Here is a 25,292-nt window from a genome sequence, read left to right on the forward strand (position 1 = left end):
TGGTGGTCCTTCGCCCCCGGGGACCGCCATGCTCATTCGACAGTTCCAGGCCCTAGCGCTCTGTCTCGCGCTCGCGGGCTGCGGGCGGCTGGTCATCGACGAGAACTACAACACGCCAGAGCCGGTTCATCTGAAGTTCCTGGCCTGGTACGCTGCGGAACGCCCTTATCCCGAGGCGACTGAGGTCCGGCTCCACGTCGACAACGACTCCTACGACAAGGACTCCAATCGCATCGAGCGCCCGGAAACCGTACGCGTGCTCTCGGTGGCCGAGCGCGCGCAATTCGAAAGGGCCCTGCAACGGGTGCGTGTCGTAGGCTTGGCGCCGCCCGGCTATAACGCGCCGCTTGGCCCGGCCTGCTTCGTTCCACACCATTTCTTCAAGTACTACGACGCCGCCGGTAAACAGGTGGGCGAGATCCTCGTCTGTTTCTGCTGCCTGCAGGCGCAGGCGCAGCCCGCGATGGCCTACGAGGACGGTCATCGCCAATGGTTATCGGTCCATGTCGGGAAGGTGAGGGACCTGGTGAAACAGATGGGCCTTCCAACCCAGCAACAGTGCGAATGAAAAACCCCGCCGGCTCACGCCAACGGGGCTCTCCAATCTCAACGGCTCAGCGCCGAAGCGCCTAACTCTCCGGCTCCAGAGTCACGGTCACCGGGTTCGGCACCAGGTCCTGCGAGGCGCCGGTGTACATGTCGACGCCCAGGCCGATCACTCCGCCGACCAGCACATTGCCGGCGACCCCTGCCGCGCCCGCGCCGGCGGTCTTGTGGGTCACCTGCACCGTGGCTGGCTTGAAGCCCGGCTTGGTGATCGTGGCCGTGAACTCCGACTTGCGCTTCATCTTGATGGCGCAGGGCGTGGCCGGGCACTGGTGGCCGTTGGTGGTCTCCACCTTAGCGCCCGACGGTTCGCTGTTGACCACCCAGGCGTCCTCGCTGCCCCGGGTCACCGTCGCGCAGGCAGCGAGCGAAGACGCGGCGCACAGCACCGCGGCCAGGCGCGAGACGCGCTCGTGTTGATAAGTCATTGAATAGCCCCCACTAACAAACGTCTAGCTTGTTACACGGGCAAGGGATTGCGGCAACTAGAAGTCGTATTAGGTACCAATGTTCTCTCAGAAATAGTGAGCCGCGCAATAAGAAACCCCGCCGGCTCACGCCGACGGGGCTCCCCAATCTCACCACTAGTACCCCGACCCCCCGGCAAGCCGGGGGTCGAAGCGTAGCGCCTAGTAGCCCTGAATCTTCGCGTAGCGATCCCGGTGGTAGCTCTGGCTGCCGAAGGCGGCTTCGCAGGCGCGGGCGCGCTTGAGGTAGAAGCCCGCGTCGTGGGCGTCGGTCATGCCGATGCCGCCGTGCATCTGGACCATTTCGTTGCTCACCAGGTGGAAGGTGTCGCCCATCTTGGCCTTGGCCAGGGAGACCAGCTCCGGCACGTCGGGGCTGCCGGCGTCGATCGCCTGGAGGGCGGCTTCGACGGCCGAGCGGGCCAGTTCCAGGTCGGTGAACATCTTGGCCGCGCGGTGCTGCAGGGCCTGGAAGGAGCCGATCACCTGGCCGAACTGCACGCGGACCTTGAGGTAGTCGAGGGTGACCTCGAAGGCCTGGACCGCGGCGCCCAGCATCTCGGCCGAGACGCCCGCGCGGGCGCGGTCGAGGGTGGATTCCAGAACCGGCCAGCCCTTGCCTTCCTCGCCCAGCAGCTCGGCGGCCGCGCCGTTGAACTCGATGTTCGAGGCGCCGCGGCTGTCGGCCAGCTTGAGGTTCTGCTTCTTCACGCCGGCGTCGTCGGCCTTCACCAGGAACAGGCTGACGCCGTCTGTGTCGCCCGGCTGGCCCGAGGTGCGGGCCGAGACGATCAGCAGGCCGGCCGAGGGGCCTTCCAGCACGAAGGTCTTCTTGCCGGTCAGCTTGTAGCCGCCGCCCGACTTCTCGGCCTTCATCGAGACCTTCTCCGGCGCATGGTGGGCGCCTTCGTCGACCGCCAGGGTGGCGACCACCGAGCCGTCGGCGATCTTGGGCAGCCATTCGCTCTTCTGGGCGTCGGAGCCGCCCAGGATCAGCGCCGAGGCGCCGGCCAGGCCCGAGGCCAGCAGGGGCGAGGCGGTGAGCGTGCGGCCCATCTCCTCGAGGATCAGGCCCAGGCTGAGATAGCCGAAGTCCGACCCGCCGTATTCTTCGGGGATGATGACCCCGGCCCAGCCCATCTCGGCCTGTTCGTTCCAGGCGTTGGCGTCGTAGCCGACCTCGACCCCGCTATCGCGCATCTTGCGGAAGGCGGTGACCGGGCTCTTCTCCTGCACCCAGCTTTTCGCCGCGTCGCGGAGCATGCTCTGTTCTTCGTTCAGAACGGCCATTTGTGTTCAGTCCTTATAGGTGTCGTTTGAATGATGAGGGGACGCCTGGGCGCCCTAGTTGTTCTGGGTGAGGTCCGGCAGGCCGAGGATCCGCTTGGAGATGATGTTGTTCTGCACCTCCTGCGAGCCGCCATAGATCGTGGTGGCCTTGCCGCCGAGCCAGCCGCGCACGGCGCCTAGCTCTTCGGGTTTGAAGTCGTCGCCTTCCCAGCCGAGGCCCTGGTGACCCATGATCTCCAGGGTCAGTTCGGCCTTGTCCTGCATCCAGCGGGTGCCGGCGTTCTTCATGATCGAGGTGGCGGCCGAGGGGCCGGAATTGCCCTTGGATTCCATCATCGCGCGCACGGCGGTTTGCTGGAAGGCGCGGCCGTCGATCTCGTTCATGATGATGCGGGTGCGCAGGTCGCTGTCGGCGATGCGGCCCTTTTCGTCGGCGCCCACATAGTCCTTGGCCAGCTTCGGCAGCGGCTTGACCGCCATGCCGAACCCGCCGCCGCCGCCCGCGCCGCTGAGGCCGGAGCGCTCATGCTGCAGCAGCCGCTTGGCGATGGTCCAGCCGCCGTTCAGCGGGCCGACCAGGTTCTTCTTGTCGGCGATCGCGTCGGTGAAGAAGGTCTCGCAGAAAGGAGAGTTGCCGGCGATAAGAGGAATCGGACGGACTTCGACGCCCGGCTGATGCATCGTGAACAGGACGAACGAGATGCCTTCATGTTTCTTCGAAGTATCCGTCCGCACGAGACAGAAGCACCAGTCGGCGAATTGAGCGCCGGAGGTCCAGATCTTTTGTCCGTTGATGACGAAGTGGTCGCCCTTGTCTTCAGCCTTGCACTGAAGACTTGCCAGGTCGGACCCGGCGCCCGGCTCGCTGAAGCCCTGGCACCATTGCAGGTCGCCCCGGACGATCGGCGGGATGTGCTCTTTCTTCTGATCCTCGGTGCCGTACTCCAGCAGCGTCGGGCCGAACATCATCACGCCCATGCCGCCGATCGGGTTATAGGCCCCGGCCCGGCCCAGCTCCTGCTGGATGACCCGGCCCTCGGCCGGGCTGAGCCCGCCGCCGCCATAGGCCGCCGGCCAGGTGGGCACGCCCCACCCCTTGGCGCCCATCGCCTTGCGCCAGGCTTCCTGGTCCTCGCTGGGCTTCGAGCGCTCCTCGCGCATCATCGGATTGGGTCGTCCCTTCAGGGACGCCGGGAAGTTCGCCTCGATCCATGCCCGGGCGTCCGCCCGGAAGGTGTCGAGATCGCCGCCAAAATCAGCCATCTAAAAAGTCTCCTTGAAAATAGGGTCGTTCGAAACTCGGTTCATCATCCTAGTGGCTCTGGGTCAGGTCCGGGAGTCCCAGGATCCGCTTGGAGATGATGTTGTTCTGCACTTCGTTGGAGCCGCCATAGATCGAGCCGGCCTTGCCCGAGAGCCAGGAGCGCACCGCGGTCCGCTCCTCCTCGGTGAAGTCCTCGCCGGCCCAGCCGAGGCCCTGGTGGCCCATGAACTCCAGCGTCAGCTCCGCCCGGTCCTGGGCGACCTTCATATTGGCGTTCTTCATGATCGAGGTGGCGGCGCTGGGGCCCGAATTGCCCTTGGCCTCCAGGGCCGCGCGGCGAACCGTCTGCTGCAGGGCCTTCTGGTCGATCTCGTTCATGACGATGCGGGTCCGCAGGTCGCTGTCGGCCAGCCGGCCCTGCTCGTCCTCGCCCACATACTTCTTGGCGACCACGCCCAGCGCCACCGGCTTGCCGCCCGCCGCGCCGCGCGATCCGTTCATCCCCGAACGCTCGTGCTGCAGCAGCCGCTTGGCCACGCTCCAGCCGCCGTTCAGCGGGCCGATCAGGTTTTCCTTGGGCACCTTCACGTCGGTGATGAAGGTTTCGCAGAAGGGCGAGTTGCCGGCGATCAGCAGAATGGGGCGGACTTCCACACCAGGCTGGTGCATCTCGAAGACCACGAAAGAAATACCTTCGTGCTTCTTTGTGGTGTCGGTGCGGACCAGGCAGAAGATCATGTCGGCGTACTGGGCGCCGCTTGTCCAGATCTTGGATCCGTTAACGAGGAAGTGGTCGCCCTTGTCCTCGGCGCGGGTCTGAAGACTTGCCAGGTCCGATCCGGCGCCCGGTTCGGAGAAGCCCTGACACCAGCGGACCTTGCCGGTGACGATGTCCGGGACCCACTTCTTTTTCTGCTCTTCGGTGCCGTATTCCAGCAGGGTCGGGCCGAACATCCCCACGCCCATGCCGCCGATCGGGTTGACGGCGCCGATGGCGGCCATCTCCTGCTGCAATACCCGAGCCTCGGCGGGCGAGAGGCCGCCGCCGCCATAGGCCGCGGGCCAGGCGGGGGTGCCCCAGCCCCGCGCGCCCATGCGCTCCTTCCAGACCGCCCAGTCGCCGGTGGGCTCGGCCGGGCTCATCGCCAGGGCCTGCAGCGCCTCGGCGTCGCCACGCAAGGATTTCGGAAAATTGGCCTCGAGCCAGGCGCGCGCATCGGCGCGGAAGGCTTCCAAATCGGAGCCGCCAAAGTCAGCCATGAAAATTCTCCCTAATATTCATTATCTTAGCAATTAGTATAGCATGAAGCCTAGACCGCCGGGAGAGCCTCCGTCTACTTCGCATCGGGCAGGCCGAGCACCCGCTTGGCGACCACGTTCAGGTTGATCTCCGAGGTGCCGCCTTCGATGGAGTTGCCCTTGGAGCGCAGCCAGGTCCGCACCGCGGCCAGCTCCGGTCCGTCGAAACCCCCACCTTCCCAGCCCAGGCCGTTGGACCCCAGGGCCTCCACGATCAGCTCGTTGCGGTCCATGGCCACCTTGGCGCCGGCATACTTCATGATCGAAGTGGCGGCCGAGGGGCCGTTGCCGGCCTTGGCCTCATCGGCGGCGCGCCGCACGGTGAGCTGGAAGGCCCGCACCTCCATCAGGTGTTCGGTCACCCGTCGGCGCAGGTCGGGATCGGCCAGCCGCCCGGCCTCGTCGACCCCCACATAGTCCTTGGCCGCATGCAGCACGGTCAGCGCGGCGACCGGCGCCCCGATCGAGCCGCCGCCCAGGCCCGCCGAGATATTGTCGCGCTCGAACTGCAGCAGCCGCTTGGCCACCGTCCAGCCGCCGTTCAGCGGACCGAACAGCTGGTCCTTCGGCACCTTCACCTCGGTGAAGAAAGTCTCGCAGAACGGCGAGGTCCCGTTGATCAGCCGGATCGGCCGCGCCTCGACCCCCGGCGACCTCATGTCGATCAGCAGGAACGAAATGCCCTCGTGCTTCTTCGAGGTGTCGGTGCGCACCAGGCAGAAGCACCAGTCGGCGAGGTTGGCGCCGCTTGTCCAGATTTTTGATCCCGTGACCAGATAGTGGTCACCCTTGTCTTCGGCGCGGGTCTGCAGGCCCGCCAGGTCCGAGCCCGCGCCAGGCTCTGAGTAGCCCTGACACCAGCGGACCGAGCCGCTGATGATCCCGGGCAGATGCTGGCGCTTCAGTTCCTCGGTCCCGTACTCGATGAGCGTCGGGCCGAACATCATCACGCCCATGCCGCCGATCGGGTTGCGAGCTCCGATCTGGGCCATCTCCTCGGCCAGGACCCGGGCCTCGGCGCGGGAGAGGCCGCCGCCGCCGTACTGGGCCGGCCAGGTCGGCGTGCCCCAGCCCCGGGAGCCCATGGCCTCGCGCCATAGTCGGGCGGGCTCGCTCTCCTTGCCGCCCTGGGCGGCGGCCAGCTGGGCGGCCGGATCGGCCTTCAGCTCGGCCGGGAAGTTCGCCTCGAGCCACGCCTTCGCGTCCGCGCGGAAGGCCTGCGTGTCGTCGCCGCCAAAGTCAGCCATGGAAATTCGCCTTCAAAAAATGGTCGCTCGAAAAGTCCGCCGCCGCCCGAAATAGGACGTCGCCGGGAAACCTACTTCGGATCGGGCAGGCCCAGAACCCGCTTGGACACCACGTTGATGTTCACCTCGGAGGTGCCGCCCTCGATGGAATTGCCCTTCGAGCGCAGCCAGCCGTGGGTGGCGACGAGCTCGGCGGGGCTGAAGCTCTCGCCCTCCCAGCCCAGGCCCTGGTGGCCCAGGGTCTCCACCATGAGCTCCGAGCGTTCCTGGGCGAAGGTGGCCGCCGCGTATTTGATGATGGAGGTCGCGGCCGACGGACCGTTGGAGGCCCGCGCCTCGGCCGCCGTGCGCGCGATCGTCTTGTAGAGGCAGTCGAAATCCATCTTGTTCCTGGTGATCCGCATCCGCAGGTCGCGGTCGGCCACCGCGCCGCCGGCGTCCTGGCCAAGATAGGTCTTGGCGATCTGGCCGAGGTCCCCCGCCGAGCCGCCGGCCCCGCCGCCGCTGCCGAAGCCGCCCGAGATGTTCTGGCGTTCATATTGAAGGAGGCGCTTGGCGATCTCCCAGCCGCCGTTGACCTTCCCTACCAGGTGGTTCTTGGGGATCTTAACGTCGGTGAAGAAGGTCTCGCAGAATGGGCTCTCGCCGGAGATCAGCTGGATCGGCCGCGTCTCGACGCCGGGCGTGGCCATGTCGATCAGCACGAAGGAAATGCCTTCGTGCTTCTTGGTCGTATCGGTCCGAACCAGGCAGAAACACCAGTCCGCCTTGTTGGCGTACGACGTCCAAATCTTCTGGCCATTGATTAGCCAGTGGTCACCCTTGTCCTCGCAGCGGGTTGCCAGTGAGGCGAGATCGGAACCCGCGCCTGGCTCGGAGTAGCCCTGGCACCAGCGGACATCGCCGTTGATGATCTTCGGAAGGTGCTCGTTTTTCTGTTCTTCGGTCGCGTATTCCAGCAAGACGGGCCCCAGCATCCAGACGCCGAAGGAGGCCAGCGGGGGCCGGTAGCGTCCGGCGGACATCTCCTGGTCCAGCACGCGGGCCCGGGCAGGATCGAGGCCGCCGCCGCCATAGGCCGCCGGCCAGGCCGGCGCCGTCCAGCCCTTCTGCGCCATGCGGGTCATCCACAGGCGTTGGGGATCGGAAGAGCCGGCGAAGGCGCGACCGCCCCAGACGGCCTCCGGGTCCGTGTTGGCGTTGGGGTCGCGCAGCTCGGCCGGATAGTTGGCTTCCAGCCATTCGCGGACTTCGGCGCGGAATGCGTCAAGTTCGCCGGCGCCGAAATCGGCCATGGGACCCTCCTGGATTTTCCCGGCCACATTAGCGTCGGGACCGGCGGGAGCAAGGGAGACGAAACAGTTGTTTGACATTGCTTCGGGCTGCGCCTTGGACAAATCGCGCTATAGGTTCGCGCGACCGAGGCGATCTGTGGCGGGCGTATGCGATTTTGGCAGGAACTGAAGCCGACGGCCTACGCCGCGGCCCCGATCACGGCGGCGGCGCTCAGCCTGACCGCCGGGGTCATGCTCCTGGCCTCCGGGGCCACGCCCTCGATCCCTGACCGCTTTGTGGCGCTCTACAAGGTCACCCCGGTGGTCCTGATCGAGGTCAGCCACTTCCTCTCCAGCATCGTCGGCCTGATGCTCGTCCTGCTGGCCTTCGGCCTGAAGGCGCGGCTGGACGCGGCCTGGGCCGCGGCGGTGGCCGCCCTGCTGATCGCCGCCCCGCTGGCCCTGCTCAAGGCCTTCGCCTGGGAGGAAGCCGCGACCTTGGCGGTGATGGCGGTAATCCTGATACCCCTGCATGGCGCTTTCCCACGCAAGGCGCGGCTCTCCAGCATGGAGGTGACGCCGGGCTGGCTGTTCTCGGCCTTCGCCGTGGTGGCGGGCGCCGGCCTGCTGGGCCTCTGGTCGTTCCAACACGCCGACTATGGCGACATGCCGTTCTGGAAGGTGATGGCCGACGCGGACGCTGCACGCGCGGCGCGGGCCTGGGCGGGGGCGGCAGTGTTGCTGTTCGCCTTCGGGATCTGGCGGCTGATCGCCTCGGCGGCCACGCCCAAGGTGGTGGGAGAATCCGACCCCGAGCTCGCCCGGGTGCGCGCTATCCTGGCCAAGGCGGAGGAGGCCGAACCCGGCGCGAATCTGGCCCTGCTGGGGGACAAGCGCTTCATCTTCTCCGCCACGGGCGAGAGCTTCCTCATGTTCGGCGCGCGCGGCCGTTCCTGGATCGCGCTGGGCGCGCCGGTCGGACGCTCCGACGAGCGCATGGAGCTGTTCTGGCGTTTCCGCGAACTGGCCGACGCTCATGCCGCCCGCCCGGGCTTCTACGGCCTGGACGCCGAGGACCTGCCCGACATCGTCGAACTAGGCTTCTCGATCTCCAAGGTCGGCGAGTCCGCGGCCGTCGCCCTGGACAGCTTCACCATCGAGGGCACCAAGCGCGGCAACCTGCGGCGCGCCTGGCGTCAGGCCTGCGAGGCGGGGGCCAGTTTCGAGGTCGTGCCGCCTCAGGGCGTCTGGGAGATCATGCCGCAGCTGCAGGCGATCTCCGACGCCTGGCTGGTCCACCATGCCGGCGGCGACAAGTGCTTCTCCATGGGCGGCTTCTATCCGAACTACGTTGCGGAGTTCCCGGTGGGGATCGTGCGCTTCGAGGGGCGGATCGTCGCTTTCGCCACCCTGTGGGTGACCGCCGGCAAGACCTCGTTCTCCATGGACCTGATGCGCTACGTCGATGACGGCCCTAAGCGGATCATGGACTATCTGTTCGTCGAGCTGATCGAGTGGGGCCGCGAGCAGGGCTACCAGGCCGTCGATTTCGGCATGGCGCCCCTGTCGGGCCTGGACGATCGGCCGCTGGCCCCGGTGCTGTCGCGGGTTGGCGCGCTGATCTTCGAGCGGGGCGAGGACATCTACAACTTCCAGGGCGTTCGTTCATACAAGGGCAAGTACGACCCGGTCTGGCGGCCTCGCTACATCGCCGCCCCCAACAAGTGGGCGATCCCGCTGATCCTGGCCGACATGGGGCTGCTCACCTCCGGCGGCATGGCCAGCCTCGCCAAACGCCCGAGGCGGGAAGAGGTCCAGGCCGCGGCGGCCTAGCGGCCCGTCGTCACCCCGAGCAGGTTGACGATGTGAACCAGCAGGAACAGGGCGAGCGCCGCGGCGGTGACCATGATGAAACGCCAGGGCGCCAGGCGGGGGCCCTTGGCGAAGTTCGGCGGCCGGGCGCCGCGCCACCCGGCGAAGGCGGCCAAGGCCAAGAGGGCGGCGCCGAGCGCCACTGAGAGGGTCAAGGTCATCTGCGACCGCGTAGCGCAGCCGCGAAGTTCCGGCAAAGATGAACCAAGCCTAAACCCTTAATGACATCTTAACCCAAGGCGGCTTGGATTCCCCCAGGCCCGCGACCTTCTGCCGTCGTCCACAGGCAATCGCACCGTACGCTACATATAGTGGCCGCGACGCGTTTACACCCCAAGGATCGGTAGTTAGCGTCAGGGTTAGGCGGGGAGAACGATTCGATGACGTCGGCGACGCCTTGGAGCGTCAAGGGGATCGATCCCAAGGCACGGGAGGTCGCAAAGGACCTGGCCCGTCGCTCCGGAATGACGCTCGGTGAGTGGCTCAATCGCATGATCCTCGAGGATGTCGAGGACGAGGGCCCCGAGGAAATCACCTCCCAGGCCTATTTCAGCCAGCGCCCCGAGCGGGGCTATATAGAGACACCGAGAGCGGCCGAGCCCGCGCCGCGGACGCCGCCCAGCCGCTTCGAAGCCCCTCAGCATCCCGCCGACGAGATCGGCCGCATCGGTATGGCGCTGGACCGCCTGTCGGGCAAGCTCGACCAGGGCGGGGGCCACCCCCGGATCGACCCGGCGCCGACCGCCACCGAGCTCGCGGTTCGCGAAGCCCTGGTGCGCCTGGAAGTCGCCGAACGTGAGAACATCGCCGTCGCCGCCCGCTTCGAGGGCGCCGTGCAGGAAGCCCGCGGCGAGCAGGCGCGCCTGGCCGAACGCCTGCGGCGGATCGAGCTGGAGGCCTCGGGGCCCCGCTCGGCCGAGGCCCTGCGCTCCCTGGAAGCCGCCTTGGGCAAGGTCGCGACCCACCTCTATGAAGGCGAGGGCCGCACCCGCGAGACCCTCGAGGTCATGGAACAGCGGATCGAGGAGCTCTCGAGCAGCGGCTGGGGCGACCCGGCCAGCCTGATCGAGGAGGTCGCCTCCCGGGTCGACGCTCGGCTGAGCGACGCCGAGACGCGCACGGCCGAGGCCCTGATCGACCTCGGCAAGGCCTTCGCCAACCTGGACACCCGGGTCGAGACCGTTGAGAACGGCGCGAGCCCGGCGATCGAGGAACGGCTGACCGCCCTCTCGACCACCCTGTCACAGCGCGTGGAGCAGGTTCGCGGCGAGATCGCCCAGAAACTGCAGGCCGCCGCCGACGGCCGCTTCGACCGCATGGAGACCAAGCTCGGCGAGATGGCCGAGACCGTCCGCAAGGCCGAGGCGACCTCTGGCCAGGCCATCGAGAAGATGGGCCGCGAAGTCCTGACCATGGCCGACACGCTGAACCGGCGGGTCCAGGCCACGGAACAACGCAGCGCCGACGCCATCGACCAGGTCGGGGGCGAGGTCGCCCGCATCGCCCAGGCCATGGAGACCCGGCTGGGCCGCAGCGAGGGCGTCCACGCCGAGGCCCTGGAGCGGCTCGGCTTGGAGATCGGCAAGATCACCGAACGGCTGGCCGAGCGGATCGGCAGCTCCGAGCGCCGCGCGGCCCAGGCCATCGACGATGTCGGCGAGCAGGTCGCCCGCGTGAGCGAGCGGATCCAGCAGCGCCACGAGCGAAGCTCCGAGGACCTGTCCGAGCGCATCCGCCTCAGCGAGGAGCGCACGGCGCGCCTGCTGGATGAGGCCCGCGAGAAGATCGACCGCAGCCTGGCCGAGTCCCAACGCCGACTGGCCGAACAGGTGGCCGCCGCCACGCCGCCGCGCGCCGCCGAGCCGCCTTCGCCGTTCGACGCCGATCCCTTCGCGGACTTCGGTCCGGCCGAGCCGGCCGCCGACCCCCTGGCCCTGCAGGCCTTCGCCGCGCCGGGCGCGCCGCCCGAGGCTCGTATCGAGCCCGCCGCCCCGTTCCCCAGCGAGCCCGAACGGCCGGCCTTCGACGCCGCCGACTTCGAGGCCGCCGACGGCTTCGCCCCCATCGAGACGGTCTCCGAGGAGGTCGCGTCCCCCTTCGAGGAGGTCGAGGCCCGACAGCCTGAGGCGCCGGCGATCGAGGCCGAGCCCGAGCAACTCGTGTTCGACACCGCGCCAGCCGCTTCGGCCGCCGAGGAGATCGACCTCGACGCCACCCAGCACGACTTTCCGGAGCTGGAGGACGAAGCCCTCGACGAACCGCCCCTCCAGGCTCTCGACCAGGAGCCGGATGCCGCCCCGGAAGAGGAACCGTCCCGGCCGCTGTCCACCCGCGAAGTCATCGAACAGGCCCGCGCCGCGGCCCGCGCGGCGGCGAGCACCGGCGACGCCAAGAAAGCCAAGGGCCGGCTCGAGAAGTTCCTCAAGCCGTCCGACAAGCTCACCAAGCCGGACAAGGCCGCGAAGCCAGCGGGCAAGTCGCTGTTCTCCGGCTTTGGCGCCCGCCCGCCCAAGCGGGCAGCCGGCTCGGCCCTGCATAGCGCTCTGCTGGTGGCCGGCGGCGCGGCCTTCCTCAGCCTGGGTGCGGCCGGCATCATCGTGATGGACGGCCAGCCGGGCGGCGAGCCGCCCCAGCGCGTGGCCGACGCCCTGGCGACCATGAAGAGCCAAGGCGGCGAGATCGCCGGCGCCGAGGCCGACACCACTCCGTTCCCGGACAGCCGGGCCGCGGTCGCCCTGGCGCCGACGTCGATCACCGCCCTGCCGGCCACGCCCGAGGTCAGCGCCGAACTGGCCACGCTCTACGCCGATGCGGTCAGCGCCATCGAGACCAAGCAGGCTGGCGGGCTCGAAAGCCTGCGCAAGGCGGCCAATCTTGGCCATTCGCCGGCCCAGTTCTATCTCGCCAAGCTCTATGAGAAGGGTGAGGCGGGCCTGAAGGCCGATCCGGCCGAGGCGCGCCGCTGGACCGAACGCGCGGCCCAGGGCGGCAACCGCCACGCCATGCACAATCTGGGCATCGCCTTCATCAACGGGGACGGTGGGCCGAAGAACTCCACCACCGCGGCCCAGTGGTTCCGCCGCGCGGCCGACCTCGGTCTGGTCGACAGCCAGTTCAATCTGGGCGCCCTCTACGAGCAGGGCCTGGGCGTCAGCCAGAACGCCGCCGAGGCCTACAAGTGGTACCTGATCGCCGCCAAGGCCGGCGACGAGGGCGCGCTGAAGAGCGCGGCCCGGGTCCGCTCCGGCCTGTCGGGCGAGGCGCGCAGCATCGCCGAGACTGCCGCGCGCAGCTATCGCCCGACCACGCCGAACCCGTCGCTGGGGACGGCCTCGATCATGGCCCCGGCGCCGACCGTGGCCACCGCCCAGCGCGCCCTGTCTAAGCTCGGCTATTACGAAGGCCCGGTCGACGGCGTCCCCTCGCCGGCGCTCAAGATGGCGATCGTGGCCTACCAGCGCTACGAGACCCTTCCGCCTACCGGCGCCCTCGACCCGGCCACTGTCTCGCGTCTGCAGGTCTTCACGCGGTGATCCTGGCCGCGTAAGGCGGACGGGCCGCAACCAACTCCGCGCGAAGGCGTGACTGTTTGGACCTTTACCTGCCCATAGCCGAAGTTTCGGTGAACGCCCCCCTGCTGGTGGCGCTCGGCGCGTCGGTGGGGTTCATCTCGGGCCTTTTCGGCATCGGCGGCGGCTTCCTGATGACCCCGGTGCTGGTCTTCCTGGGCATCCCGCCCGCCGTGGCGGTGGCCAGCGAGGCCAACCACGTGGCCGCCTCCTCGACCTCCAGCGTCATCTCCTACACCCGCCGAAAGGCGGTCGACTTCCGCATGGGCGGGGTGCTGGCCGCAGGCGGGGCCGTGGGCTCCTTCCTGGGCGTCGAAGTGTTCCGCTGGCTGCGGCTGCTGGGCCAGGCCGACCTGGTGGTGTCGCTGTCCTACCTGGTCTTCCTGGGCGTCATCGGCGCCCTGATGCTGTGGGAGTCGCTGGGTTCGATCCTGCGCCGCCGCCGCGGCGGAGGCGCCGGCCCCCGCCGGGACCGCCGCCCGCCCTGGCTCTACGGCCTGCCCCTGAAGATGCGCTTCCCGCGCTCGCGGCTCTATATCAGCGTCATCCCCCCGGTCCTTCTGGGGGTCTTCGTGGGTGTGTTGTCGGCGATCATGGGGGTGGGCGGCGGCTTCATCCTGATCCCGGCCATGGTCTATGTGCTGCGCATGCCGGCCGGTGTGGTGGTCGGCACCAGCCTGTTCCAGATCATCATCACCACCTCGCTGACCAGCGTGCTGCAGGCCGGCCGCAACCAGACGGTGGACGTGGTGCTGGCGACCCTCCTGCTGATCGGCGGCGTGCTGGGCGCCCAGGTGGGCGCGCGGGCCTCGTCGCGCTTCCGGGCCGAAGAGCTGCGCGCCCTGCTGGCCATCATCGTCCTGGCGGTGGGCCTGCGCATGGGGCTCGGCCTATTCTTCACCCCCGATGAGCCCTTCGTCCTCATGGCGGGGAGCGGCTGATGATCGACGCCCTTCCACCGCCATCTCCGTCTCTCGCGCCGGCCGCCGTCTCGGCGGCCTTGACCACCACCAGCGTCAAGGTCACATCCAGCTTCCGCGGCGCGCGCATCGTTCTCTATGGGGCGGTGTTCGATCCGGCCGCCCGGCCCAGCGACGTGGTGGTGATCGTCCGCGGCCCCGACGCGCCTCTGCGGATCGCGCGCAAGACCAAGGTGGCCGGGATCTGGGTCAATTCCCGCCCGGTGGTGTTCGAGGGCGCGCCGGGCTTCTACATGACCGCGTCGACCCGGCCGCTGGACCAGATCGCCGGCTTCGGGCCCCTTCGTCGGCTGGGGGCGGGGATCGACCACCTGGCCATCAACGCCCCCTTCGAACAGCGGGTGGAGACCCGCTACGGGGTCCGCGACGTGGTGGTCAGCCGCCTGGGCGCCGACTATCTCGACTGGCGTCGGGCCGTGGTGCGGCTCAAGCAGAACGCTGGCCTCTACGCCGCCGACGACCGGGGCGTCACCTTCGTCGACCGGGGTCTGTTCAAGGCCGAGATCGACCTGCCGACCGCCGCCCCGATCGGGGTCTACACCGCCGAGATCATCCTCTTCCAGAACGGCCAGCCCGTCTCGCGGCGCCTGCGCGGCCTGACGGTGGAGAAGGTCGGCCTCGAGCGGGCCCTTTACCTTTTCGCGCACGAGAGGCCATGGTCGTACGGCCTGGTTTCGGTCGTCATCGCCTTGGCGGCCGGCTGGGCCGCCTCGGTCGCTTTCCGGAGGAACTGACCGCTTGGACATTCGCGCCGACGTCGAGCTCGAACCGGCCGCCGCGCCGCTTCCGCTCTGGATCATCGCCCTGCTCTGCATGGTCCCGTTCCCGGTCTCGGCCCTGGCCTACGCCTACGGCCCGGCGGACGTCGCGGGGCCCGCCCTGACCGTGATCCTGACCTGGTCGGCGGTGGTCATGGGCTTCCTGGGCGGCATCCGCTGGGGCCTGGAGAGCGCGCGGACCGAGCCACGCTGGACGCGGCTGGTCCATTCGCTGATCTCGCCCATCGCCGGCTGGGCGTTGCTGTTCACGCGCGGGGCGATCGACACGCCCTGGCTGCTGTGCGGCTTCCTGGTCGCCTTCATCCTGCAATGGCTGTTCGACCACACCGCCCCGGACGTGCCGGCCCGCTATCCGAAGCTGATGACGGTGCTGACCCTGGGCGCGGGCCTCTCCCTGGCCGTGGCCCTGGAACAGGCGCTGACGCTCTAGTCCCCGGCCACGGAGCGCCAGCCGACCGCGTGGACCCGGTCCGCGCCCAAGGCGCCGCAGAGCGGGTCGCGCGAGAAGAAGCCCGTGAAGGCCTGGTCGCGGACGCTGAGACCGCCGGCATAGGCGCCGAAGGCCGGGACCACCATCCGCTCCCCATCGGTGACGAAACACCGCCGCCGCACGCTGCCGCGGGAGGCCACCACCCGGGCGCAGGGATGCAGATGGCCCGCGACCTCGCCGGGCTGCAAGCCGCCCTGGGGTTCGTGCCTCAGAGTGAGACCCGCCACCGTCAGCTCATCGGCCACCTCGCCGGGCAGGGCCTGGGGGCCGTCGGCGTCGTGGTTGCCGATCACCCAGATGAGGCGGGTCAGTCCGGCCAGGTCGCGCAGGCGCTGGGCGTCGTCTTCCGCCAGTCGCGCCTCGGAGGTGCGGTCATGGAAGGTGTCGCCCAGCAAGACGACCACCTGCGGCGCCGCGGCGCCGACTTCGGCGGCCAGGCGGGTCAGGGTGTCGCGGGTGTCGTAAGGCGGCAGCATCTGGCCGCGCATGGCGAAGGAGGAGCCCTTCTCCAGGTGCAGGTCGGCCACCACCAGCATGCGGGTCTGCTCGATCCACAGCGCCCCGCTGGCGCGCAGGATCACGTCGACGCCGAGCAGGGTGGTGCGCAGGCCGCCGCAGGGGCTGGCCCCGAAGGCGTAGGGCTGGCGGGGTTGGGCGAGCGCGCTCATGCCAGGGCCTCGGCGATCAGGTCGCCCTCGGCCTCGGCCAGGATGCGTTCGCCGATCTGGCCGGGGGAACGTTCCTTGCCGATCTCCAGCAGGATCGGCACCGAGAAGGGTGACAAATGGTCGAGGGCGGCGTGGCGGATCTTGCCCTTGATCCGCGCCAGCATCAGGCCCAGGCGCGCCACGTCGATCAGGCCGGTGGCGGCGTCGTCCCGCGCGCAGCGGAGCAGCAGGTGGTCGGGCTGGTGGCGGCGGAGCACGTCGTAGATCAGGTCCGTTGAGAAGGTAATCTGGCGTCCGGTTTTCTCCTCGCCCGGGAATCGCCGCTCGATGAGCCCGGAGATGATCGCACACCCCTTGAAGGCGCGCTTCATCATGAAGCTCTCGGCGAGCCAGGATTCCAGGTCGTCACCCAGCATGTCCTGGTCGAAGAGTTCGTCGAAATCGAGTCCGTCCAGCGGCTGCTGCGCCCAGACGGCCATCGCATAGTCGTTGCAGACGAAGCCCAGCGGCTCGGCGCCCAGCCGCTCCAGCCGCCGGGTCAGCAGCATGGCCAGGGTTGTGTGGGCCAGGCGGCCCTCGAACGGATAGACCACCAGGAATTGGCGCTTCCCGCGCGGGAAGGTCTCCAGCAGCATCTCCTCATCCTTGGGGATCAGGGAGCGGTCTCGCTGAATCTCCAGCCACTCGCGGACGTCGGCCGGCAGCACCTTCCAGTGCTCCTGGTCGAACATCAGCTCCCGCACCCGCTTAGCCAGGAAGGTCGAGAGCGCGAACTTAGAGCCGCCCCAGGAGGGCATCTTCGGGTCCTTGTGCGTGGCAGGCCGCACCAGCACGTCCAGGCCGGTCACCGCCACCAGCGACCAGACCTGGCCGGCGAAGACGAAGGTGTCGCCGGGATCCAGCATCTCCAGCATGCCCTCCTCGACCTCGCCGATCTTGCGGCCGCCGCGCAGAGCCTTGCCGCCCATGGCGATCCGCACGGCGAGCATGGCCGGCGAGAGGATGGCCCCGACATTCAGGCGATGGCGCTGGGCGGTCTGGGGATTGCGGACGCGCCAAAGACCGTCCTGACCCTTCACGATCCGTCGGAACCGATCATAGGTCTTCAGCGCATAGCCGCCGGTGGAGACGAAGTCGACGACCTGCTCGAAGTCCTCCCACTGCAGGTCGCGGTAGGGGCCAGCGCGACAGACCTCGTCATAGAGGGCGAGCAGGTCGAAGGGCTCGGAGCAGGCGCAGCCCATGACGTGCTGGGCCAGGACGTCGAGGGCGCCGACCCGGGCGGGGTCGCCGTCGAAGCGGTTTTCGGCGATGGCCTCGCGGGCGGCCTGGCATTCCAGCATCTCGAAGCGGTTGGCCGGTACGAACAGGGCGCGCGACGGCTCGTCCAGCCGGTGGTTGGCCCGGCCGATCCGTTGCACCATGCGGCTGGCGCCCTTCGGCGAGGCGAGCTGGATCACCAGGTCGACGTCGCCCCAGTCAATGCCGAGGTCGAGGGTGGAGGTGCAGACCACCGCCTTCAGCTCGCCGCGCGCCATAGCCGCCTCGACCTTGCGCCGCTGCTCGGCGGCCAGCGAGCCGTGGTGCAGGGCGATGGGAAGATTGTCGTCGTTCAGCCGCCACAGCTCCTGGAAGGCGAACTCGGCCTGGAAGCGGGTGTTGACGAAGACCAGGGCGGTCCTGGCGCCCTTGATGGTTTCGTAGACCTCCTCCATGGCGTGCTGGGCGGTGTGGCCCGCCCAGGGCACCCGACCCTCCGACAGCAGCATGTCTACGATGGGCGCTGCGCCAGGCGGGCCGCGTACCAGGTCGATGGTGTCTTCGGGACGGCTCCCAGATGCTCCCCCTCCGGGGGAGCTGTCAGCGAAGCTGACTGAGGGGGACTTTGACTTCCTTTTGGGGGCTTCAACCCCCTCCACCGCTTCGCGGTCCCCCTCCCCCAGAGGGGGAGGATCTTGCTGCCCCTCGGGCGGCGCGCAGGCCAGCCATCTGCGGATGACGTCGGGATCGTCCACCGTGGCCGACAGGCCCACGCGGCGCAGGCCTGGTGCGAACACCTGCAGCCGCGCCAGGTCCAGCGCCAGCAGGTCGCCGCGTTTGCTGGCGTGGATGGCGTGGATCTCGTCGACGATCACGCATTTCAGGTTCTCGAAATAGAGCCGGGCCCCCTCCCAGGCGCAGAACAGGGCGAGCTGTTCGGGGGTGGTCAGCAGGATGTCGGGCGCCTTGACCCGCTGGCGCTGCTTGCGCGCCTGGCCCGTGTCGCCGGTACGGCTCTCGGCGATGATGGGCAGGCCCATCTGGAGGATCGGCGCCATCAGATTGCGCTCGACGTCGACGGCCAGGGCTTTCAGCGGCGAGATATAGAGGGTGTGGATGCCCTGGGGCGTGTTGGGCGGCGGGCGTTCGGAAAGCTCGATCAGGCTGGGCAGGAAGCCGGCCAGGGTCTTGCCGCCCCCGGTTGGGGCGATCAGCAGGGCGTCGCGGCCCTCCCGCGCCTTGGCCACCATGTCGAGCTGATGGGCGCGCGGGCTCCAGCCCCGGTTCTCGAACCAGGCGGCGAAACGTTCGGGCAGGAGGTCCGGCGGGGGCGCCGCTGCGTCAGCCATCCCGTCGCCTATAGCATGTTCCCGTTACGTTTCACCTCAACACTACCCAATGGCGTCCGAGCCGCCCAGAGGTAGAGTACATCAACAGATGACATGGAGAGACGGGCCATGACCCAGACGGGCGAGTGCTTTTGCGGCGCGGTGAAGATCGAGGCGACGGGCGAGCCCGAAGCGATGGGCTACTGCCATTGCCGATCGTGCCGCTCCTGGTCCGGCGGGCCAGTGAACGCCTTCAGCCTGTGGAAGCCAGAGGCGGTGCGGGTGACCTCAGGCGCTGAATATGTGGCGACCTATTCGAAGACCGATCTCAGCCAGCGCCAGTACTGTTCCAAGTGCGGCGGGCATTTGATGACCAACCATCCGCCGCTCAGCCTGATCGACGTCTTCGCCGCCACCCTGCCGGGTCTGGATTTCAAGCCCGGCGTGCATGTGAACTACGCCGAGACGGTGTTGCCGATGAAGGACGGCCTTCCGAAGCTGAAGGACTTCCCAGCCGAGTTCGGTGGTTCCGGCGAGGCGATTCCGGAGTAGGATTTCGGAGCGACGGAATGGAGGCGGCGATGCGGTACGCGCTGGGACTAGCGGCCCTGACCCTGGTGGCTTCGATTGGAGGCGGCGCGGCGGCGCAGGTCGACACCCCGCCCAACTGTCACTGGGTCTCAATGCCAGATGCGCCGGCCACCCTGGAACTGTGGTGCCGTGGCGACGACGGCCGGGCGCGAGCCACGGGCCGAACCCTGCAGCAGAGTTCGCGACCGACCCCGGTCGGCGAATGCCCGGCGGGCAAGATGTACGATGGCGCGCGCTGCCGTCCCGAGGCCGCGGTCATCGCCGCCGCGCCCAAGGCGCCCTATGCGGCGCCGGAGCGTCCGGCCGCCCAAACGGCCAAGACCAGCCCGCCACGCGTGCTGCTGTTTCGGGACAGCCGCGGCCGTCGGGACCGCGGCATGGCCTGCGTCGACGACCGTGACGTCACCATCTGCAAGCCGATCCCGCGGTACTAAGCCTCTTCCGACGCAGCGAGCTGCGGCGCCTGGGTGTAGAAGTCGATCTGCATCCGCATGGGCCCCTCGGTCTCCACGAAGTGGGACTGATCCGGCTCCAGCACGCCGTCCGAACCTGGCGACAGCAGCCTTGTCTCCGGCGGCTCGGTGAAGCAGAGCTTCAATTCACCTTGCAGCACACGGATGACCCCCCAGACGCCGGGCTTGGTGCGATGGGCGCGACGCAGGGCGGCCGGCAGGGTGGCCTCGTCGAACACCGGGGTGGAGCGATAGGGCTCGGGGGCGGAGCTGGCTTTCATTCTACGCAATCCTTTCGGGACGCCGCCCGTCGATCCGGTGGACCCCGGACGTCGGCGCGCGGTGGAGATGCAAGTCGAACTTGAAGGTCTCGGCGATGCAGACCGTCTCGGGACGGCGGCATCGGCGGGTAACGACTCATAGAGCAATTCGCCGCGGATGCGCCTGTTCCCGACCACATCGCCGCGACGCCGGGCGGCGGTCGCCGGAACGAGACCCGCGGCGGGGGGTTTAAGGGGCTCTCCAACCGTAGAGGACGCCCCATGAAAGTCGCCGATGTCATGACCGCTCAGGTCGCCACCGCCCGCCCCACCGACACGGTGCGCAAGGTCGCCGGCGTGATGGCCAATGTCGATTCCGGCGCAGTGCCGGTGGTCGAGGAAGACCGGGTGGTCGGCCTGGTCACCGACCGGGACATCGTCCTGCGGGTGATCGCCGCCGGGGGCGACCTCGACACGCCGGTTTCCGAGGTGATGACCCCCGACGTCCAGTCGTGCAGCGAAGACGACAATGTCGCCGACGCCGCGGCCCAGATGGCCAGCCACCAGATCCGCCGCCTGGTGGTCACCGGCGACAAGGGCAAGCTGGTCGGCATCCTGTCCCTGGGCGACATTGCCCTGGACTACGGCGCCAAGCAGGTCGGCAAGACCCTCGAGGAGATCAGCGAGCCGGCCCCGGAGGCCACCCACTAAGTCTTGGTAATGATTGAGTAACGGCCACGATCGCACCGCAATCGTCCTGAAGCTTGCCCCCTCGCGTCATGCGCGGCGTCTTGGGGCAGGCCATGGGAAAATTCGGCGTTCGCGTCTATGGCCTGGGAGCCATTCTCCTCGGGATCGTCGGGCTCGTATGGGCCGACTTCGCTATGCAGTGGCAGCCCGTTCCCAAGGACATCCCCCTGCGCCTGCCGCTGGCCTATCTCAGCGCCGCCGCCCTGCTTCTGGCCGGGGCGGCGGTTCAGGCACGCCGTTCGGCGGCGTTCGGCGCAGCGGCCCTGGCGATCATGTACCTGGCCTGGGTGCTCCTGCTGCACGCCCCGCGCGTGGCCGGTCATCCCAGCAATATCGGCGCATGGAACGGCGTGGCCGAGATCTCGGCGCTTGCCGCGGCGGGCGTGGCCGGCTTCGCCTCGCTCTCAACTCACCCGCGCGCGGCGGGTCTTTCTCGCGCCGGACAACTGATCTTCGGCCTGTGTCCCCTGGTGTTCGGCCTGGCCCACTTCGCCTATGCCGACTTCACGGCCTCGATGGCGCCGGCCTGGATTCCGCCGAACCAGCTGTTCTGGGCCTATGTCACGGGGGCGTGTCACCTGGCGGCGGGCCTCGCGATCCTCTCCGGCGTCCACGCCAAGCTCGCCGCGCGGCTGCTCAGCGTGATGTTCGCAGGCTTCGTGGTCCTGCTGCATGCGCCCCGGGTCTTGGCCGATCCAGCCAGTCGTCTGGAATGGACCATGGTCGCCATCGCCCTCGGCCTGACCGGGGCGGCCTGGACCGTGGCGGACACCATCGCCAACCGCGGGAGAGCTTGAACAGGGCCACAGAGCGACTATCCTGAAAGTTCCGGGCCGATGCGGGCGCCCGGGCAGACGGCTCGCCGTCCAAGACCCGCTCCTGAAAGCCCGGCTCCGCGCCGGGCGGGAGCGTGTGAGATGGCGAATGCCCATTCCCCCAATGTGATCCCCAAGGTGGCGATCGTCTGGCGCGGCGACGCCCAGGCCCGGCGCGACGCCTCGCCCGAGACCAGCCGCCAGAAGGCGGTATTCGAGGCCCTTGCCCGCCAAGGCGTGGCCGCGGAACCCTGCGTCTTTTCCGAGGAACTGGCCGGGGAGGTCCAGGCGCAACTTCAGAGGATGGACGGCGTCCTGGTCTGGGTCGATCCGATCTCGGCCGGCAAACGGCGCGAGGTGCTGGACGAGATCCTCCGCGCGGTCGCCGCCGCAGGCGTCGTCGTCAGCACCCATCCCGACGTCATCCTCAAGATGGGGGTCAAGGAGGTGCTGTACGCGACCCGTGAGCTGGGTTGGGGCGCCGACACCCACCTCTACGCGACCCGCACCGCCTTCGAGGCCGAGTTTCCCGGCCGGTTGGAGGCCTGCGGTCCACGGGTTCTGAAGCAGAACCGCGGCAACGGCGGCATCGGGGTTTGGAGGGTCGACGCCCTCGACGCCGGGATGGTCCGGGTGCAGGAGGCGCGGGGCGAGGCCGAGCCTCGCGTTTTGCCGCTCCGCGCCTTCCTTCACGAATGTCGGGCCTATTTCGAAGGGGGCGGGAAGCTGATCGACCAGGCCTTCCAGCCTCGCCTGCCGGAAGGGATGATCCGCTGCTACATGTCAGAGGACCGGGTGGTCGGCTTCGGACGCCAGATCATCCGCGGCCTGATGTCCGCCGACGCCGGTCCCCCGGGGCCGCGCATCATGTCGGGCCCCGACCATCCGCCGTTCCAGGCCTTGCGCGCCAAGATGGAGGGCGACTGGACGCCCGCCATGGCCCGGTTGCTGGAGATCGACGCCCTGCCGGTGATCTGGGACGCCGATTTCCTCTACGGGCCGAAGGACCCGAGCGGCGAGGACACCTATGTGCTGTGCGAGATAAATGTCAGCTCGGTGTTCCCCATCCCCGACGAGGCGCCGGAAGAACTGGCCAGGACCATGGCGCGAAGGCTGGAGCGACATGTGGGATCAAAACCAGAACGGGCCGCTGACACCTCCGCCCAAACCGGCTAATCCTGCCGGGTGAACGCTCTCTCCCCGAGTCTCGACCTGGCCCCCGCTCTTGTGGTGCTGCCCGGCCCGCGCGCCGCGGCGGCCGACGCCACGCGGGCCGAGATGATCCGGGCGCCGGAGGCCCGCGACCTCTTCGAACACGGACCGGTGCTGGTGGCCCACGCCTCCATGACCGCCAAGCGGCTGGGCCTGCACGCGCCGGGCCGCTCGCCCGGCCTGTTCGACGCCCTGGAGCTATTCGCCTTCACCCGACCTGCAAGGTTCTGCGCGCCTTCGGCGGCCGGGCTGGCCCTGGCGCTGGGCCTGCCGGAGCCCAAGGGGGCGGCGGCCCAGGCCGGCGCCCTTCTGGAGGCCTGCCGCCTGCTGCTGGCCGAACTCGCCGCCTCGCCGGAGCCCAGCCGCGAGGAGGCCCTGGCCGTCGCCGAGACCCTGGCGCGGGCCGGCTGGGCCTGGGGTCCGGCTGTGGTCGCGGCCCTGCGTTCCGCCCCAGTGGGCAACCAGTTCCGCACCTCCGGCCTCGACGTCTGGAGCCGGATCACCGAGTGGGAGGATTCCGCCCCGCCCGGCGAGGCCACCTCCAAACCCTTCACCCCGGAGCAGTCCTCCGCCCGTCTGGCCGAGCTGCTGCAGCGCGCGGGCCTGGACGAGGCGCGGCCGGCCCAGTCGGAGTTCGCCGCCGAGGCCGCCTTCGCCTTCCAGCCTCGCGAGCGGGAGGGCGAGCCGCGCATGATGCTCGCCGAGGCGGGCACCGGCATCGGCAAGACCCTCGGCTACCTGGCGCCGGCCTCGCTCTGGGCCGAGGCCAACGGGCCCGCGGTCTGGGTCTCGACCTATACCCGCGCCCTGCAGCGGCAGATCGAACGCGAGAGCCACGCCATCTACCCGGACCCCAAGATCCGAGCCAAGAAGGCCGTGGTCCGCAAGGGCCGCGAGAACTATCTCTGCCTGCTGAACTTCCAGGACGTGGCCAATACCGCCCAGATGGGCGGGGCCGACCTGATCGGCATGGGCCTGGCCGCCCGCTGGGCGCGCGCCACCCGCGACGGCGACATGACCGGCGGCGACTTCCCAGCCTGGCTGCCGACCCTGTTCGCCGTGCCCCCGGCCGCCCAAGCCAGCGCCGCAAACCTGGTGGACCGTCGCGGCGAGTGCATCCACGCCGGCTGCTCCCACTACCGCACCTGCTTCGTCGAGAAGGCGATCCGTGGCTCACGCAAGGCCGACCTGGTGATCGCCAACCACGCCCTGGTCCTGACCCAGGCGGCCTTCGACGGGGCCCGCGCGGCGCGGGGCTCCAAGGCCGACGGCGAGACCACCCAACTCAAGCGCATCGTCTTCGACGAGGGCCACCACCTCTTCGACGCCGCCGACGCGGCCTTTTCGGCGGCGCTCTCCGGCGCAGAGTCCGCCGAGATGCGCCGCTGGATCCGCGGGCCGGAGGGGCGCGGCCGCCGTGGCCGGGGGCTCGAGGCGCGGTTGATGGACATGCTGGGCGACCGGGAGGACGCGCGCCGGGCGCTTACCGACGCTCTGAACGCCGCCGCCGCCCTGCCGGGCGAGGGCTGGTCGGGCCGCATCGCCCCGCCCAATGGCGAGGTCAATCCCATCGGGCCGATCGAGTCCTTCCTGGTGGCGATGATCGAGCAGCTTCGCGCCCGCTCAGCGGCCTCGGAGATCGGCATGGAGTGCGCGGCGCGCCCGGCGCTGGACCTGGTGCGCGTCACCGCTCGCGACGCCGCCGTGGCCCTGGCCAAGATTGAGGCGCCTCTGCTGGCGCTGGCCCGCCACCTGGAGGACCTTCTGGATGAGGAGGCGGCCCAGATCGTCACCAGCGATCGGGGCCGCATCGAGGGCGCCCTGCGCGGCCTGGACCGCCGCTGCCGAATGACCCTGCCGGCCTGGCGCTCCATGCTGCAGGCCATCGATGAGAACAGCGACGACGACCCCGACTTCGTCGACTGGTTCGACGCCACCTTCCTCTATGGCCGGGTGGTGGACGCCGCCAGCCGCCGCCACTGGGTCGACCCAACCGAACCGCTGACAAATGCTGTCATCGCCCCGGCCCACGGGGTCTTGGTGACCAGCGCCACCCTGTCGGACTCGGCCCTGGACGACCCCTTCGCGCTCGCTGAGATGCGCACCGGCGCCGCGCGCCTGCCTGACCGGCCCAAGACGCTCAAGCTCGCCTCGCCCTTCGACTATGCCGCCAACAGCCGGGCCTATGTGGTCACCGATGTCGGCCGCGATGACCCTCGCCAGGTGGCCGCGGCCATGCGCGAACTTTTCCTGGCCGCCGGTGGAGGGGGCGTGGGCCTGTTCACCGCCATCCGCCGCCTGCGCGCGGTGCATGAGCGTATCGCCGCGCCGCTGGCCGACAAGGGCCTGGCCCTCTACGCCCAGCACGTGGATCCGTTGGAAGTCGGCGCCCTGGTCGACATCTTCCGCGCCGAGCAGGACTCGTGCCTGCTGGGCACTGACGCCGTGCGGGACGGCGTCGACGTACCGGGCCGCTCCCTGCGCCTGCTGGTCTTCGACCGGGTGCCCTGGCCCAGGCCCGACATCCTGCACAAGGCCCGTAGGGTGCGGTTCGGCGGCAAGACCTATGACGACAGCGTCGCCCGCAACCGCATCAGCCAGGCCTTCGGCCGCCTGATCCGCCGCGCCGACGACAAGGGGGTGTTCGTGATGCTGGACGCCTCGTCGCCAAGCCGGCTGTTCACCGGCCTGCCGGAGGGGGTCCGCGTGGACCGGCTCGGCCTGGTCGAGACCATCGAGGCGATCACCGAGTTCCTGGGGACGCCGGAGAGCTAGGATCGATCGCCACCTAGTTGCTCCCCTTTTGGGGGAGCTGTCGG

At 69.1% G+C, this 25,292-nt stretch carries 22 protein-coding genes; 12 read left to right on the forward strand and 10 right to left on the reverse strand.

Translation table 11 applies throughout. The features are described 5' to 3' along the window. Nucleotides 1-28 precede the first annotated feature (28 nt). A complete protein-coding gene (locus tag M9M90_RS04615; protein WP_254835994.1) occupies nucleotides 29-568 on the forward strand; it encodes a hypothetical protein in 540 nt (179 codons plus the stop codon). Between the two features lie 61 nt (nucleotides 569-629). On the opposite strand, the gene M9M90_RS04620 is transcribed toward M9M90_RS04615, so the two are convergent. From M9M90_RS04620 to M9M90_RS04645, 6 genes are all read right to left on the reverse strand, one after another. After that, nucleotides 630-1,034: a PEGA domain-containing protein gene (locus tag M9M90_RS04620; RefSeq protein ID WP_254835995.1), complete on the reverse strand. Its 405-nt coding sequence runs from the start codon at nucleotides 1,032-1,034 to the stop codon at nucleotides 630-632. Between the two features lie 201 nt (nucleotides 1,035-1,235). Further along, nucleotides 1,236-2,363 (reverse strand): acyl-CoA dehydrogenase family protein, encoded by a 1,128-nt coding sequence (locus tag M9M90_RS04625; RefSeq protein ID WP_254835996.1) that lies wholly within the window; start codon nucleotides 2,361-2,363, stop codon nucleotides 1,236-1,238. Nucleotides 2,364-2,417: 54 nt separating this feature from the next. Then, entirely contained in the window at nucleotides 2,418-3,626 is a 1,209-nt protein-coding gene (locus M9M90_RS04630; RefSeq protein ID WP_254835997.1) for an acyl-CoA dehydrogenase family protein, read from the reverse strand. A 49-nt stretch (nucleotides 3,627-3,675) separates the two neighbouring features. Next, a complete protein-coding gene (locus tag M9M90_RS04635; protein ID WP_254835998.1) occupies nucleotides 3,676-4,887 on the reverse strand; it encodes an acyl-CoA dehydrogenase family protein in 1,212 nt (403 codons plus the stop codon). Between the two features lie 74 nt (nucleotides 4,888-4,961). Then, on the reverse strand, nucleotides 4,962-6,173 hold the full coding sequence (locus M9M90_RS04640; RefSeq protein ID WP_254835999.1) for an acyl-CoA dehydrogenase family protein: 1,212 nt from the start codon (nucleotides 6,171-6,173) through the stop codon (nucleotides 4,962-4,964). 71 nt (nucleotides 6,174-6,244) lie between these two features. Continuing rightward, nucleotides 6,245-7,468: an acyl-CoA dehydrogenase family protein gene (locus M9M90_RS04645; protein ID WP_254836000.1), complete on the reverse strand. Its 1,224-nt coding sequence runs from the start codon at nucleotides 7,466-7,468 to the stop codon at nucleotides 6,245-6,247. Between the two features lie 147 nt (nucleotides 7,469-7,615). Here M9M90_RS04645 and M9M90_RS04650 point away from each other — a divergent pair, with 147 nt between their 5' ends. After that, nucleotides 7,616-9,280, forward strand: coding sequence for a bifunctional lysylphosphatidylglycerol flippase/synthetase MprF (locus M9M90_RS04650; protein ID WP_254836001.1), 1,665 nt, complete (start codon nucleotides 7,616-7,618; stop codon nucleotides 9,278-9,280). Here M9M90_RS04650 and M9M90_RS04655 read toward each other — a convergent pair. Next, nucleotides 9,277-9,480: a hypothetical protein gene (locus M9M90_RS04655; protein WP_254836002.1), complete on the reverse strand. Its 204-nt coding sequence runs from the start codon at nucleotides 9,478-9,480 to the stop codon at nucleotides 9,277-9,279. The two genes, M9M90_RS04650 and M9M90_RS04655, sit on opposite strands and share 4 nt — an antisense overlap. Nucleotides 9,481-9,699: 219 nt before the next feature. On the opposite strand from M9M90_RS04655, the gene M9M90_RS04660 reads away from it, so the two are divergent. From M9M90_RS04660 to M9M90_RS04675, 4 genes are read left to right on the forward strand one after another with little or no spacing between them, the layout of a single operon-like run. Next, nucleotides 9,700-12,852 (forward strand): peptidoglycan-binding protein, encoded by a 3,153-nt coding sequence (locus M9M90_RS04660; protein ID WP_254836003.1) that lies wholly within the window; start codon nucleotides 9,700-9,702, stop codon nucleotides 12,850-12,852. A gap of 56 nt (nucleotides 12,853-12,908) precedes the next feature. Next, nucleotides 12,909-13,829 carry a sulfite exporter TauE/SafE family protein gene (locus tag M9M90_RS04665; protein WP_254836004.1) on the forward strand — a complete coding sequence of 307 codons (921 nt, stop codon included), beginning with the start codon at nucleotides 12,909-12,911 and terminating at the stop codon, nucleotides 13,827-13,829. Next, the gene (locus tag M9M90_RS04670; RefSeq protein ID WP_254836005.1) at nucleotides 13,829-14,602 is read left to right on the forward strand and encodes a TIGR02186 family protein; all 774 of its coding nucleotides are present in this window, start codon (nucleotides 13,829-13,831) and stop codon (nucleotides 14,600-14,602) included. The genes M9M90_RS04665 and M9M90_RS04670 overlap by 1 nt, the downstream gene beginning before the upstream one ends. A 4-nt stretch (nucleotides 14,603-14,606) precedes the next feature. Continuing rightward, nucleotides 14,607-15,077: a DUF3429 domain-containing protein gene (locus tag M9M90_RS04675; RefSeq protein WP_254836006.1), complete on the forward strand. Its 471-nt coding sequence runs from the start codon at nucleotides 14,607-14,609 to the stop codon at nucleotides 15,075-15,077. On the opposite strand, the gene pdeM is transcribed toward M9M90_RS04675, so the two are convergent. Together pdeM and M9M90_RS04685 are read right to left on the reverse strand one after the other, a co-directional pair. Further along, nucleotides 15,074-15,805: a ligase-associated DNA damage response endonuclease PdeM gene (gene pdeM / locus M9M90_RS04680; protein ID WP_254836007.1), complete on the reverse strand. Its 732-nt coding sequence runs from the start codon at nucleotides 15,803-15,805 to the stop codon at nucleotides 15,074-15,076. The two genes, M9M90_RS04675 and pdeM, sit on opposite strands and share 4 nt — an antisense overlap. Next, complete coding sequence (locus M9M90_RS04685; protein WP_254836008.1) at nucleotides 15,802-18,414, reverse strand: ligase-associated DNA damage response DEXH box helicase; 2,613 nt, start codon at nucleotides 18,412-18,414, stop codon at nucleotides 15,802-15,804. The genes pdeM and M9M90_RS04685 overlap by 4 nt, the downstream gene beginning before the upstream one ends. A gap of 108 nt (nucleotides 18,415-18,522) precedes the next feature. On the opposite strand from M9M90_RS04685, the gene M9M90_RS04690 reads away from it, so the two are divergent. Together M9M90_RS04690 and M9M90_RS04695 are read left to right on the forward strand one after the other, a co-directional pair. Further along, the gene (locus tag M9M90_RS04690; protein ID WP_254836009.1) at nucleotides 18,523-18,945 is read left to right on the forward strand and encodes a GFA family protein; all 423 of its coding nucleotides are present in this window, start codon (nucleotides 18,523-18,525) and stop codon (nucleotides 18,943-18,945) included. 29 nt (nucleotides 18,946-18,974) lie between these two features. Then, on the forward strand, nucleotides 18,975-19,418 hold the full coding sequence (locus M9M90_RS04695; protein ID WP_254836010.1) for a hypothetical protein: 444 nt from the start codon (nucleotides 18,975-18,977) through the stop codon (nucleotides 19,416-19,418). On the opposite strand, the gene M9M90_RS04700 is transcribed toward M9M90_RS04695, so the two are convergent. Beyond that, nucleotides 19,415-19,717 (reverse strand): DUF1971 domain-containing protein, encoded by a 303-nt coding sequence (locus M9M90_RS04700; RefSeq protein ID WP_254836011.1) that lies wholly within the window; start codon nucleotides 19,715-19,717, stop codon nucleotides 19,415-19,417. The genes M9M90_RS04695 and M9M90_RS04700 overlap by 4 nt on opposite strands. A 261-nt stretch (nucleotides 19,718-19,978) precedes the next feature. On the opposite strand from M9M90_RS04700, the gene M9M90_RS04705 reads away from it, so the two are divergent. From M9M90_RS04705 to M9M90_RS04720, 4 genes are all read left to right on the forward strand, one after another. Next, entirely contained in the window at nucleotides 19,979-20,407 is a 429-nt protein-coding gene (locus M9M90_RS04705; protein ID WP_254836012.1) for a CBS domain-containing protein, read from the forward strand. 92 nt (nucleotides 20,408-20,499) lie between these two features. Then, complete coding sequence (locus tag M9M90_RS04710; protein ID WP_254836013.1) at nucleotides 20,500-21,243, forward strand: DoxX family membrane protein; 744 nt, start codon at nucleotides 20,500-20,502, stop codon at nucleotides 21,241-21,243. Between the two features lie 120 nt (nucleotides 21,244-21,363). After that, the gene (locus M9M90_RS04715) at nucleotides 21,364-22,437 is read left to right on the forward strand and encodes a Cj0069 family protein (protein ID WP_254836014.1); all 1,074 of its coding nucleotides are present in this window, start codon (nucleotides 21,364-21,366) and stop codon (nucleotides 22,435-22,437) included. Nucleotides 22,438-22,539: 102 nt separating this feature from the next. Next, nucleotides 22,540-25,248 carry an ATP-dependent DNA helicase gene (locus M9M90_RS04720; protein WP_371876921.1) on the forward strand — a complete coding sequence of 903 codons (2,709 nt, stop codon included), beginning with the start codon at nucleotides 22,540-22,542 and terminating at the stop codon, nucleotides 25,246-25,248. The last annotated feature ends 44 nt before the right edge of the window (nucleotides 25,249-25,292 follow it).

This window comes from Phenylobacterium sp. LH3H17 (genome assembly GCF_024298925.1).
Classification (GTDB): Bacteria; Pseudomonadota; Alphaproteobacteria; order Caulobacterales; family Caulobacteraceae; genus Phenylobacterium.